9 protein-coding genes and 1 pseudogene are annotated in these 13,119 nt (G+C 45.4%); 4 read left to right on the top strand and 6 right to left on the bottom strand.

Features of this window, described 5'->3' with window-relative positions; all coding sequences use genetic code 11:
* Positions 1-321: 321 nt before the first annotated feature.
* From HP401_RS05475 to HP401_RS05465, 3 genes and pseudogenes are all read right to left on the bottom strand, one after another.
* A pseudogene (locus tag HP401_RS05475) lies at positions 322-562 on the bottom strand (Tn3 family transposase); the annotation flags it as partial.
* A gap of 432 nt (positions 563-994) precedes the next feature.
* Positions 995-1,858, bottom strand: a complete 864-nt coding sequence (locus HP401_RS05470; RefSeq protein WP_173604352.1) for an alpha/beta fold hydrolase — start codon at positions 1,856-1,858, stop codon at positions 995-997.
* A gap of 18 nt (positions 1,859-1,876) precedes the next feature.
* Positions 1,877-2,794 carry a PadR family transcriptional regulator gene (locus HP401_RS05465; protein ID WP_173604351.1) on the bottom strand — a complete coding sequence of 306 codons (918 nt, stop codon included), beginning with the start codon at positions 2,792-2,794 and terminating at the stop codon, positions 1,877-1,879.
* A gap of 812 nt (positions 2,795-3,606) precedes the next feature.
* Here HP401_RS05465 and HP401_RS05460 point away from each other — a divergent pair.
* Positions 3,607-5,649, top strand: a complete 2,043-nt coding sequence (locus tag HP401_RS05460) for a molybdopterin-containing oxidoreductase family protein (RefSeq protein WP_173604350.1) — start codon at positions 3,607-3,609, stop codon at positions 5,647-5,649.
* Positions 5,650-5,770: 121 nt separating this feature from the next.
* Here the strand turns inward: HP401_RS05460 and HP401_RS05455 are convergent, their stop codons facing one another.
* A complete protein-coding gene (locus HP401_RS05455) occupies positions 5,771-6,532 on the bottom strand; it encodes an alpha/beta fold hydrolase (RefSeq protein WP_173604349.1) in 762 nt (253 codons plus the stop codon).
* A gap of 146 nt (positions 6,533-6,678) precedes the next feature.
* Positions 6,679-7,860 (bottom strand): NupC/NupG family nucleoside CNT transporter, encoded by a 1,182-nt coding sequence (locus HP401_RS05450; protein ID WP_064199784.1) that lies wholly within the window; start codon positions 7,858-7,860, stop codon positions 6,679-6,681.
* Between the two features lie 207 nt (positions 7,861-8,067).
* Here HP401_RS05450 and HP401_RS05445 point away from each other — a divergent pair, with 207 nt between their 5' ends.
* Positions 8,068-8,604, top strand: a complete 537-nt coding sequence (locus HP401_RS05445; RefSeq protein WP_173604348.1) for a DL-endopeptidase inhibitor IseA family protein — start codon at positions 8,068-8,070, stop codon at positions 8,602-8,604.
* 56 nt (positions 8,605-8,660) lie between these two features.
* On the opposite strand, the gene asnB is transcribed toward HP401_RS05445, so the two are convergent.
* Complete coding sequence (asnB, locus tag HP401_RS05440; RefSeq protein ID WP_173604347.1) at positions 8,661-10,508, bottom strand: asparagine synthase (glutamine-hydrolyzing); 1,848 nt, start codon at positions 10,506-10,508, stop codon at positions 8,661-8,663.
* A gap of 131 nt (positions 10,509-10,639) precedes the next feature.
* On the opposite strand from asnB, the gene HP401_RS05435 reads away from it, so the two are divergent.
* Positions 10,640-12,391, top strand: a complete 1,752-nt coding sequence (locus HP401_RS05435) for a LytS/YhcK type 5TM receptor domain-containing protein (protein ID WP_173604346.1) — start codon at positions 10,640-10,642, stop codon at positions 12,389-12,391.
* Positions 12,391-13,119, top strand: a complete 729-nt coding sequence (locus tag HP401_RS05430) for a LytR/AlgR family response regulator transcription factor (RefSeq protein ID WP_012685882.1) — start codon at positions 12,391-12,393, stop codon at positions 13,117-13,119. The genes HP401_RS05435 and HP401_RS05430 overlap by 1 nt, the downstream gene beginning before the upstream one ends.

The following is a 13,119-nucleotide window of genomic DNA, read 5'->3' as shown; positions in this document are numbered from 1 at the left end:
CTTTCTGTCGAAGATCCATCACCTGATATGTGCCCTAGCCACAGATATCAAAGAAGGAAAAAATCCATTTGGGGACTCCTATGATGAAAAAGCTAACGAATTTGTAACTTTCTTTAATGAGGATTTCTCTACAGAAGTTGGTGAGTTTCAGCCTATCTCTGAAGAATTCTTCTTAAAAGTAAAAAGCTAGTGGGACAACTTCAATAATCAATAAGTACATTAATCTAAAAAAGAGGGGCCCTCATCATTCAGGGTTCTTTTTAATATTTCTCCAGAAAGAAGACTATACATAATGTGCATAAAATAAGGAAAGCACTCTGGGTCTTCGTACAGCCGCCATTGCGCTGCATTAGCCATCTGCCGATATGAAATGCTCGGCGTGGCTTCAGCCATTTTCGTAAGCCCAATTTTCGTTCCCATTGCCATAATGGTAGCCATAAGAATTGTCGGTTCTTCCTCGTTTTGAGTGCGGTTACTGGAGGCGTGAATAAACTGTTCATGAAAATTCGTCAAGTTGGCTTACTTCCATGAGCAGATCCGTTAGTTTGATTCGTGGAAGAAGTGGCTATGTTGGTTTATACCGACAGAGGATTGGCACTTTTCGGGCTCTCTTTGAGGTCAATCACGGCGGGATCTACAAATAAAAATTAAAAAAGAGAACCCGATTCAGTTTGAAGAATCGGGTTTTATAAGTCCAGGGCATTACGCTAACGGGAGGATAGTTGAATAATAATTCCAGTGAGCCGTATCATCGATAGTGGTAAAGCAAAAGGTCGAGTTAAAGTTTGAATCTTCTATCCTAAGATTTCAGATGGGAGCATAAATGCTTCGCAAACGGGGAGTGTGTAGTATTGAAGTAAAGGGCAGATAAATGGGAGGGCTGAAAATGCCCATAAACAAAGGGTCTCGAGACATGGAGTTTTTCTCTCGGCTGTTAGGCCGGAGGTGCTAATGTCGGGAAACCCTTAATTTTATTGTTTGCGGTAACATATTATCAACCACCTTGAAGGTTCAAGAATTTTAATATCCTATCTCCTTGGTTGACAATTAGGTGGCCCGTACCAGGCAACAGCTCGATCTTAGCTTGTTGTGCAAATTGTTTAAGTCGCTTTATACTCTTGCTTGCAGGTATTATTTGATCAGAATCGCCAAAAAGCATTAAAATCGGCATAGTTAATTGATAAAGCGACTGATCACTAAATAGTGGCATTCTTGCTGTTCGTGGTTTGAAATATTTGAACGTAAGTGATGCCAATGGAAGCTCTTCTCCCAATCCGGATAACGATGATGAAGAAATATTACCGCCACCCACTAATTTGAGTGTTTGTAGCTGGCCCCATTTTCCAAGTAGTGAGAAAAAAATTGCTTTCCATAGGAAACTGGCTTTTTCATGTGCAAGCCCTCCGGGACAAAGCAAAACCAAATTATTAACCTTATCCGGATAGGTGGTAGCGAAACTCAATGCCATCCAGCCGCCTAATGACATAGCTACAATTGAACAGGTGCTTAATCGAAGTGCATTTATTGTTTCATTCAACCATAAAGCATATGAACCACTTTCGTAGCTTGGTCGGCTTGCCGCTGATAATCCTGCTTCTCCAATAATGTCGATCGCATAGACATTGTGGGTTTTAGAAAGAGAAGCTACATCGCCGTACCAGGTGAAAGAATTCGATACGCTTCCATGCAGGAGGATCAGTGGGGGATTGTCCTTTGATCCAGACTCTATGATAAAAGTCGGTCCAAGACTTGTTTCAACTTCGTATTGGTGGTTTTCCACTGGCCAGTTGGCAAGTATTTTGCGGTACTGTCCTAAAACTTCTCGTTTGCCTACTTCTGACTTATATATATTTTCCATTATTTCTCGCCTTTCTTTCTATTTCAGAAGCCATTTTTCAGCTTCTTCTTTACTTTCATATAATCTAAAATGATTGCCTTTGTTCGTTTCCATGGCCATTTGTTTAAATATGCCTTTTTGAATTGTCTCCTGAGGAATAATAGCAGCAGCTTTTATGCCATAGTTTATAAATTTCTGAATAATATTACCTGCCAGTTTGGTTTTAAGTTTGAAGAAATCCTCTGATAAGGCTGCATAGTGTATCATAAGCGCATATGTCTCATGTTCCCAGCATAAAGCCACTAGATCAAGTGCATTATTCTCTGTACTTAAAGGTTCAGTAGTAGAAATGAGTTCAATATATTTTTTACTTTCTATTACTCTAATCTCATAGTTCATCCTGTCTTTTGTCTCCAAAATTTCATTTTCAAACAACTTCTGACGAGTTTCACGGACCCAATTAAGTTCATTATTATAGGTTGAAATAACGTTTTTTGAAATCATCTCCCATATTAAGCTTTCCCTAGTGCTTCTATTAGGCGAATGAAGAGCACGTTTGTATTTTTCCTTCTGCATAATCAATTGGAGTTTGATTTCATTTTCATATTTTGAGAGTACTTCACTTAATTCTTGATTACTTAACATATCTGACCATGCAAGCTGTACTAAAAATGTTTTTTTAATTTCAGGAGCTTCTGGTGATGACACAAGCCATTTTCTTAATTCTTTAAGTCCTTCTTCTGTTATGGTATATATTTTTTTTGAAGGAGAGTTATCCTGGTGGACCACATCATTGGTAACGAAACCTTCATTTTCCATACTTATTAGAGCTTTGTAAATTTGATTATTATTACCGGACCAATACATGAATGAGGAATCTTCAAAAATCTTTTTTAGGTCATATCCTGTTGAGGACTTCCAACTCAATATGCCTAATATTGCTAATTGGATTGACATAGTTACACCTCGTTAAAAATAACATAGGTTAATAGTAACATATGTTATTGCTTTTGTTAATCTATTTTCGTCATGCTTGTCAGCTGCTTCAAGCATCCACCACTCAAATATATGCCCAGTACGAGGAGAGCGGCGAAAGCTCTGCTCACAGAGCAATACGGGCAAAAGAGAGAACGGATCGCAAGTGAGATGTGTACTTTACTCCAGGTGTCAGAGCTTCCTCGTGAATTTTCAGAAGCTCTCGAATGGTTCATGGTAGGGGCTACATACCAGTGATCCAATTCATAGGGTTGGTACAATTGATTTTGTGATAGCTACCTACTAAAACCCCCACAACCGCAACTTCACGGAAGATCGACATCGTGAAGCTGCGGTTTTTTTCATGGCCGAATACGTGCAATGGCTGACGGTTTTCAACTCAACGGATTTAGGCAATCCAGGTGGAGGCGGCTCCGCACAAACACGAAGAATGTCGTGTTCTTTTATGGAGAGGGCTGCTTAGTTGTTTTAGACAACAGGAAGATCATGGCGTAATAAGTCTACACATTCCTTACATACAAATGTGCTTTGTAAATTAACCTTCTTTGTATGGAATGAAGCAATGCTTGTTCTTTTCTTGTCACCAGTAGCACTTGATTTAGGGTAACGGGATAGCTGCTTTGATTGCCGTGGCTATTTGGAGCCTTTCTCTGCTATTTGCCGCGATTTAAAACTCAGTAACTTATCATTCGCGCAGGGGTAGTGCCTTCTTTTTTCAATCGAGTATAATAGCGTAAAAAGCTAGTAACTGTTATGAGAAAGAGGGAACCTCCATGACTTATACGACCCAGGAGAACGGTGTTTTTCCAGCAGTCTGTTCACTTGATTGCCCGGACCAATGTGGATTGCTCCTTCATAAAAAAGACGGGAAAATCGTCAAAATCGAAGGAGACCCGAACCATCCGGTGACCAAGGGGAATATTTGCAACAAAGTCCGCAACATGACAGAGCGCATCTACGATCCCAAGCGACTCACGTATCCGATGAAGCGTATTGGCAAAAAAGGGAGCGGGGAGTTTGTTCGAATCAGTTGGGAAGAAGCCATCACTATCATAACCGAACGCTGGCGTGCCTTGATCGATTCAGACGGTCCCGAGAGCATTTTGCCTTACAGCTTTTACGGGAACATGGGGCGGATTAGTGTTGAGGGAATGGATCGCCGCTTTTTTCATCGGATGGGGGCAAGTCAACTTGACCGTACGATCTGCAACAGTGCAGGGGCTGTAGGGTACAGCTACACGATGGGCGGAGCCTTTGGCACAGATCCGGAAGACACTGTACATTCCAAGCTGTTCATCATGTGGGGGATCAATACGGTTAGCACGAACATGCATCAAGTGGTGTTTGCGGAACAGGCGCGAAAAAATGGGGCGAAGATCGTCGTGATTGATGTCCATAAAAATCAGACGGGACGATGGGCTGATTGGTTTATTCCGATTTTACCCGGAACAGATACGGCTTTGGCTTTGGGCATCATGCATGTGCTTTTTGCAGAAAACTTGGTGGATTCAGCCTTTATGGAAAAGTATACGGTCGGGCATGAAGAGCTCAGGGAGCATGTACGCACCTACGATCCTGCCACCGTATCATCCATAACGGGTGTCCCTGTCGATGATATTTACAAATTGGCGAGAATGTATGGCACCACTTCTCCGTCCTTTATTCGCATTGGAAACGGCATTCAGCATCACGACAATGGTGGAATGTGTGTAAGGACGATTGCTTGTCTTCCGGCCCTGACAGGGCAGTGGCTTGTCAAAGGCGGTGGGGCGAATAAAGGGAATAAAGGTTTCTTGGAGCACAACAAGCTTGCCGTGCAGCGGCCAGATTTGCTGGCCAATAAACAGACCAGAGTCATCAATATGAATGAACTTGGAAAAGCGTTGCTCGATACAGAGCCGCCGGTCAAATCGCTCTTCGTCTATACAAGCAATCCAGCCATTGTTGCACCGGATGGAAACAAAGTGCGGCAAGGCTTGGCGAGAGAGGACTTGTTCACCGTTGTGCATGATTTGTTTTTGACGGAGACGGCTCTTTATGCCGATATCGTTTTGCCAGCGACGTCTTCCTATGAAAATACGGATTTTTACACGTCGTATTGGCATCATTACATTCAACTTCAGCAGCCGGTGATCGCCCCATTTGGAGAGAGCAAGTCCAACACGGAAGTTTTTCGCTTGCTGGCTGCTGCTATGGGATATGACGAACCTGCTTTTCAAGACAGTGATGCAGAGATGGTCAGACAGGCGTTGGAGGGGCACGGCAATCCTCATCTGGAAGGAATCACGTATGAAACTTTGGTCGAAAAACAATATGCCAAAGCAAATCTGGAACCTTTCTTTTTGGAACACCTTCCCACCCCAAGTGGCAAAATTGAGCTTTACTCACAAGCAATGGCAAAACGAGGGCTGCCCGCATTACCGACGTACACGCCATTGGTGAATGATGGGGATTTCCCGTATTTATTTGTGCCAGGGCCGAATCACAATTATTTGAACTCCACGTTCTCGAATAATGAGAAGCATCAGAAAATGGAGAAAATACCACGTTTGCATATGAATGTGGCAGATGCGTCTGCATCAGGCATAAGTGACGGAGATACGGTCCGCATATGGAATGAGCGGGGAGAATGCGAGCTGGTTGTATCGATAGGAGAAAATGTTTTACCGGGAGTGGTGGTCAGTCAAGGCTTGTGGGCTGATGCTCCTCACTCCAAGCATCATGTAAATGCGCTGACCCCGGATCGCATCGCGGACATGGGGGGAGGAGCTACCTTTTTTTCCGGACGTGTCGATGTAGAAAAGGTCATACGATAAAAATCAGCGAGTGTCTCGATTGTAGCCAGACACTCGCTGGTTACTTTTATTACCCGAAAGGATAGCAAGGGTTATAGTGAGGGAGTTGTCCAATGATCATAGTTGCTGTAAAACCAATTCATCATAATGATTTTTGAGCTTTACACAAAAGCAGCATGTCTTGAATGATATCTACGACAACATTTGGCTGATCAATATGAATGGCATGTCCAGCATTTTCAACGATGATATGCTTGCCGCGGGTTGATAATTTCGTAAGCTCTTTATGTAAGTGGACCCAAGCAGCCATAGATTCGGGATTATGATGAGGTTGTAATGTACCCGATACGACAATGAGTGGCTTGTTGCCAAGTGATTTAGAATTTCGAGCTTGTTCAAAGCTTTCTTCTATCTCTTGAATAGAACCTTCAAGAACAAACTGACTATAGTACGCTGCTTGAACTTCTTCAGAGAACAAAGGAACCATGACTTTATTTTGATCTTCATGACATGGATCTAATAAAATCACTCCGGCAACCTCTTCTGGGAATGTACTTGCATATAGTCGAACATTCAATCCCCCAAAAGAGTGGCCGACCAAAACGTAAGGGGGAGACACGTTTGCTTTCTGAAGCAAGCTTCTAAGATTCTCAATGATTTGCTGACTATGACGAGGTCTTTTATCACTTTCACTTTCCCCTATACCTGCTCGGTCATAAATGAACATCCTAGTATGCTTTGAAATGTCACCACCAATCGAACTCCAGTAGTTCAATGTACACCCATAACCAGAATCAAAAACCACCGTCGGAAAATCACTTATTTCACCAAAATATTTGAAACATAGTCTAACTCCACCGATGTCGAGCTTTTGACTCGGTTCATTTATTCCAATGTCACTCATTTTATCTCCTCCAAATATTTTTTTATTTGGTTCATTTCCACAAACCATGCAATCATCCTTTTTTTGTAATAGAACTTTAGCTATACCCTTTGCATACAAAAAAGTGTCCCTACTGCACATAGCAGAGGGACACTTTCTTATGTCACTTACAGGACAAAGCTGACGACGATACCAGACAAAAGACTAACCAGCGTGGCACCGAACAACAGCTTCAACCCAAAACGAGCAACCACATTGGATTGTTTCTCATTCAGCCCTTTCACCGCACCAGCGATAATGCCGATAGAGGAGAAGTTCGCGAACGAAACGAGGAAGACGGAAAGAATTCCTACTGTACGTGGGGAGAGTTCAGATACGACTTTGCCCAGCTCGATCATCGCTACAAACTCGTTCGTTACGAGCTTCGTCGCCATGATACTACCAGCCTTCATCGCTTCCCCAAAAGGAATGCCCATCAGGACGGCAAAAGGAGCGAAGACGAAGCCAAGCATTTCTTGGAATGTCCAGCCGAAAATCATGCCGAACAAGCTATTTACAGCTGCAATTAAAGCAACAAAACCGAGCAGCATTGCGCCAACGACTACCGCTACCTTGAAGCCGTCCATGATGTACTCGACGAGCATTTCGAAAAAGGACTGCTTTTCATTGCTTTGAATCTCCAGTAAATCGTCTTCTTCTTTCACGGTATAAGGGTTGATGATCGAAGCGATAATAAAGCCGCCAAAGAGATTCAAGAACAGGGCCGTGACAACGTATTTCGGCTCAATCATCGTCATGTACGCACCGACAATCGACATCGAAACTGTGGACATGGCTGACGCGCACAGCGTGTACAGACGGTGCTCCGGCAAGGAACCGAGCTGTTTTTTCACCGTGATGAATACTTCATTTTGGCCGACGATAGCAGAAGCAACAGCGTTGTAAGACTCTAGCTTACCCATGCCGTTAATTTTGCTTAGAACAAAGCCAATTGCCTTCATGATAATCGGCAATATCTTGAAGTGACGCAAAATACCGATGAGAACAGAAATGAAGACGATTGGGAGCAATACACCAAGGAAAAAGGACATTTGTCCGTCGTTTGCCAGATTACCAAATACGAAATTGATTCCTTCCGCAGCAAAAGCAAGAAGCTTTTCAAACGATTTGGAAATGGCTGAAACGAATATAACCCCAAACTTGGTTTGCAGAAGAAGAAAGGCCAGCAAAAATTGCAGAGCAATCATGACGATGATCGGTCTGTATTTGACCTGTTTACGTCCATTGCTTCCTAACAATGCTAACCCGATCACGATGAGTATGCCAGCGATGGGAATGATAAAATTCATTACAACCTCCAAGAAATTAAATAGTGCTAAACGTAAAAGGCAAAAAAACGCACTTCCCGACAAGAGAAGTGAAAGCGGTTTATATTCTATCATCCCGATAATATGATTGCAATTTATATGTATGTTCAGAATTATTGTCCGTTACGTGTGGAACGCTGAAATCGGGCGTACTAGCATAAGCCTACCGCCATACGGTTTATGGAGGAGGTGAAATCCTTGGATGAGTTGCAGAGGCTCAAGCAGTTTATTACTTCAGCAGAGCATGTCTGGACTCAGATCGCGAATTCGCCGAGAGGAAAGCCTGTATATACCGTAAACGGTGTGGATTACACGCCATTGCCCGAAAAATACAACACCAAACGAAAAATCTCCCGTATTTTCCGCCGGTATTGGGGCAAGCAATTGACGGAAGTGATGATTCGGAATCTCCATTTGCGGATGCTGAAAGGAAAGCTCTGTATTCCTTATCGTGACATCCCAACTTTTCCAGCAACCGTGCTGTCGTTGCAAATAAAAGTGAATCTGCCGGATCATCGGACCGTGGCTGCGATACTGAGCGGGGGAGGGAAAAAAACAAGAGTGGACTACCGTTTGATCCGAGTCGGCGCAACCAAAACGTTTACGATCATGAAACGCTCAGGCGAGCAGTTTGATCTGAGATATCAATCTCTTGCTACCATACCCCTCAACCCGAAGACACAACCCGTACGTAGAAGCAAGCAACGGGGAAAAACCAAAAAGTGACGAAAAGCTCCTCAATTCCCCCGAAACATAAGGGGCGAGGAGCTTTTGTTATACCGTTACGTACGAATGGAAACGCGGTACTCCCGCAGCCAATAATCCAGTTGGCCGAGATAGGCAAATAACTGTGGGGTACTCATGAGCTGACCGAAAAACGGAATGCTCGAAGCCTGGGCATCTGACTCGGCAATCTTTCGAATCGTTGGGACATCTACCAGTTGAAGAAGTGGAGAGGAAGAGTCGTTTATGATATCCAGCAGCCAAGAGCGAACGGCTTCCGTATAGGCGGGATTGTGTGTCTTCGGATACGGGCTTTTCTTGCGATATAAAACCTCATCAGGCAAGATTCCTTCCATGGCTTTTCGCAAAATTCCTTTTTCCCGATTCCCGTGCTTCTTCATATCCCATGGGATGTTCCAGACATATTCCACGATGCGGTGGTCGCAAAACGGGACGCGCGCTTCCAGACTGGCTGCCATACTCATTCGGTCTTTCCGATCCAACAGCGTGTTCATGAACCACGTAATATTCAAATAAAACATTTCCCGACGGCGCGCTTCAAGTGGGTCTTCGCCTGGAAGATGTGGGACTTCATCGAGAGATTCCTCATATCGCATGGCAACGTATTCCTCGGGTTTGACCCAATCACGAAGCTCAGGTGATAGCCAGGAGGCACGTTCTTTCGTCACTCTCGACCAAGGAAACGTTCCGGCATGCAGCAGTTCCTCACGATGAAACCACGGATACCCGCCAAATACTTCATCTGCGCATTCTCCAGAGAGGACGACGGTCGTCTCTTTTTTTATTTCGCGGCAAAACAGGTAAAGGGACGCATCCACATCAGCCATTCCCGGCAAGTCGCGAGCAAGTGTCGCAGTTTTCAAGGAGTCGATCAAATCGTCAGTGTCGAACTTAATTGTGTGGTGCTCGGTTCCGAGAAACTTTGTAACGAGTTGCACATAAGGTTCATCCTCATTCGGTTGAAAAGCACTCGCCTTGAAATGTTTTCGGTTGTCGACGTAATCGATAGAGTAGCTGTGCAAAGTTCCGCGGCCTGTTTTTTGAAAATGATCTGCCGCAACAGCTGTAATAATGCTCGAGTCCAACCCGCCTGACAAGAGGGTCGAAACGGGCACATCTGCAACCAATTGGCGTTCAATCGAATCCGTGACTAGCTCCCTGACACGTTCCGCAGTTGTCTCCAAGTCATCCGTATGTGGGTGGCTTTTGAGCTGCCAGTAACGTTTTTGCTTGACGCCATCACGAGTTACCAACAGATAAGCACCGGGCCGAACCTCGTGTACGTTGTGAAAAACTCCATGGCCAGGCGTACGAGCGGGACTGATTCCGAAAACCTCTGCCAAGCCTTCACGAGAGAGCTCTGGTTTGACTTCGGGGTGAGCGAGCAAGGCTTTTAGCTCGGAAGCAAGCAGAAATGAACTGCCTCTTTGCGCATAAAACAGCGGCTTAACCCCCATACGGTCACGGCCGACAAATAATCTTTGTTCCCGTTCGTCCCAGATCGCAAAAGCGAAGATGCCGTTTAGCTTTGACAGACAATCTGGGCCCCACTCTAAATACGTGTGCAAAAGTACCTCCGTATCCGAGTGAGATTGAAAAGTATGTCCGCAAGCAAGCAGTTCTGCTCGTAAATCCTCGGTATTATACAATTCACCATTGTAAATCATGGTGCAGGCATGTTCGTTTTTGAGTGCTGACATAGGCTGCTGTCCGCCAGCAGGATCAACGACCACAAGGCGACGATGACCGAGGGCCGCGCGAGGAGTTAGCCAAAAGCCTTCTGCATCAGGGCCTCGATCCTTGAGGCATTGGGTCATTTTTTGCAGCATATCACGTTCACCAGATAAGTCCTTTTCCCAATCAATCCATCCTACAATTCCACACATGGCATAATCACCCTTCTCCTGAAGCATTGCACACACAGCGTATGCAATCAGCCTAGCGCGGTTGTCTGTCCAGCAGGGAATTGAGGGTAATACGCGGAATTTATAGAAGATTTAAACTAAGGGAGGCTGCGGTGGACAATCTTACGTTATTGCTCATTGAAAGGATGGGCATTCTTTTGACGCTGGCATTTATTTTGACAAGGACATCATTGTTTCGCCAGCTTTTAGACCGCGAATTGCACGTAGGGACGTCAATCGCATTTTCCGTCATGTTCGGGTTGTTTGGGATTGCGGGTACATATGCAGGAGTGGTTGTACAAGGAGAGAGCTATCTCCCTGCATTTTGGATTTTTCGTTTGTCGCATGACGAAATAATCGCCACTTCTACGCTGGTAGGGGTCGTCATCGGAGGTTTGCTAGGGGGACCTCTCGTTGGCCTGGGGGCAGGTGTCATTGCTGGGCTTCATGTCTTTCAATTGGGAGGATTCGCCGCAGCACCGATGGGCTTGTCGATCCCGATCACGGGATTACTGGCAGGATACGTAGCGCGTTTTTTCTCGCAGGAGCGGGTTATTTCTCCGTCCAAAGCCATGTTTATCGGCATGTTCGCGCCCATTATTCAGATGTCGCTTTTATTGATCATGGCCGCTCCGCCTGAGCTGGCGCGAACCATGGTCAACGTGATCGGGATTCCGATGGTACTGACAAACAGTGTTTCGATTGCGATTTTTACGACGATGATACGGGTTGCCTTGCAAGAGGCAGAGCGTTCCGCTGCCATTGAAGCGGAGCGTTCCTTTACGATAGCGGAAAGAATTTTGCCACACTTAAAAAGGGGGCTTACACCGCAGACAGCTCAGTCAGCAGCCCTTGTCTTACAAAAAGAAACGAAAGCAGCCGCCGTTGCAGTAACAAATCGGGAACGGCTTCTTGCGCACGTTGGAGTGGGGGCTGATCATCATCATCCGGGAGAAGCGCTCCATAGTGAACTCGATAAGCGGGCTCTGTTTAGCGGTGGAATCGACAAGGGATTGACGCGAGAGACCGTCGGGTGCAAGCGTAAAAATTGTAGCCTGCATGCAGCGATTCTCGTGCCGATTAAAGAGGGGGACAGCGTCGTTGGTCTGATCAAACTCTACTATCGGAGGCCGCAACAAATAGGAAAAGTTCAGGAGGCATTAGCAAAAGGGCTTGGCAACCTGATCTCTAATCAATTGACCCTATCTCTCACGGAGCAAATGAAAGGCTTGATGAAGGATGCTGAGTTGCGAATGCTGCAGGCACAGATTCAACCACACTTTTTGTTCAACACGCTGAATTCAATTGTGACCTTGATACGAATTGATCCGCAGCTAGCCCGGCATATGACCATTCAGCTTGGCGTGTTCATGCGTTTTAACCTGAAGCTCACAGCAAGTCCGCTTGTCACCGTGAGACAGGAGTTGGATCACCTGCATGCCTATTTGGAAATTATCAAGATAAGATTTTCCGAGCAATTCGCCGTTCGCACCATCATTGAGGCGGGGGTAGAGGAAGCCCTTATTCCCCCTGGCACGTTGCAGCCGTTATTTGAAAACTGCATTCAGCATGGTGTTCGCGACATCACGAACGGCGGTGAGATCATTCTCCATGTGAAACGGCAGGGTGTGCACGTTGTTTTTCAAATCGAAGATAATGGCCAAGGTTTTCCTGACAACTTGCTGCCAGTTCTCGGAAAGGTTCCCATGGAGAGTAAGGAGGGCAATGGAATTGGCATTCATAATGTCAACCAACGCCTGATCAGCTTGTGCGGACAAGAGGCCCAACTTCATTTTGCCAATAAACAAGAAGGCGGTAGTATGATTACCTTTACGATTCCGATTACAAAAGAGGTGAGTGCCTGATGCCAATACGCGTCATGATTGCAGAAGACGAGCGACTAGCACGCGAAGAACTGAGCTATTTACTGCTTCAAGAAGGAGACGTTGAACTGCTGCCCTATGCCACCAATGGACGAGAGCTGTTGGAAATGGTCGATGTGCACGAACCGGATGTCGTATTCCTCGATATGAAAATGCCTGAGCTGGAAGGAGCGCAGGCAGCAAGAATGCTGGCTTCGCGTAAGCAGCACCCCCTCATCGTTTTTTGTACCGCGTATGAGGAATTTGCCATCGATGCGTTTAAGCTGTACGCCGTCGATTATTTGCTGAAGCCTACGGAGCCCAAACGGCTGGTAGAAACGATGCAACGAATACGAGAGCGTCTAGTCAAGCCAAAAGTAGAGCCTGTCCAGACAAAACGAACGAAGCTGTTGGTAGAAGACAACAGCCGATTAGTGGTCATTGATCCAACGACGATTGTCTATGCGGTGCGGGAGGAGCGATATGTGCAAATCGTCACCCAAACGGCTACCTATTCGACGCGGATGACCCTGACACAGCTGGCTGAGAAGCTTTTTGCATACGACTTTTTCCGTACCCACAAAAGCTATCTGGTCAATCTTCAATTCGTAAGCGAGCTCGAACCATGGTTCAACGGTGCCTACAACCTGATTTTGAAGGGAGAAGGAAGACCGCGTATTCCCGTATCCCGGACCTCCGCCAAGGATTTGCTCAAACGTCTCGAGGAGTAA

This window comes from Brevibacillus sp. HB2.2 (assembly GCF_013284275.1).
Lineage (GTDB): Bacteria > Bacillota > Bacilli > Brevibacillales > Brevibacillaceae > Brevibacillus > Brevibacillus brevis_D.
Note: the sequence above shows the minus strand (reverse complement) of the source record. Positions and strands in the feature narration are given on the sequence as shown.

Bases quoted from the DNA above. Each gene is read 5' to 3' on its own strand.
- HP401_RS05470 (WP_173604352.1), bottom strand. From the start codon at position 1,858: ATGGAAAATATATATAAGTCAGAAGTAGGCAAACGAGAAGTTTTAGGA.
- HP401_RS05465 (WP_173604351.1), bottom strand. From the start codon at position 2,794: ATGTCAATCCAATTAGCAATATTAGGCATATTGAGTTGGAAGTCCTCA.
- HP401_RS05460 (WP_173604350.1), top strand. From the start codon at position 3,607: ATGACTTATACGACCCAGGAGAACGGTGTTTTTCCAGCAGTCTGTTCA.
- HP401_RS05455 (WP_173604349.1), bottom strand. From the start codon at position 6,532: ATGAGTGACATTGGAATAAATGAACCGAGTCAAAAGCTCGACATCGGT.
- HP401_RS05450 (WP_064199784.1), bottom strand. From the start codon at position 7,860: ATGAATTTTATCATTCCCATCGCTGGCATACTCATCGTGATCGGGTTA.
- asnB (WP_173604347.1), bottom strand. From the start codon at position 10,508: ATGTGTGGAATTGTAGGATGGATTGATTGGGAAAAGGACTTATCTGGT.
- HP401_RS05430 (WP_012685882.1), top strand. From the start codon at position 12,391: ATGCCAATACGCGTCATGATTGCAGAAGACGAGCGACTAGCACGCGAA.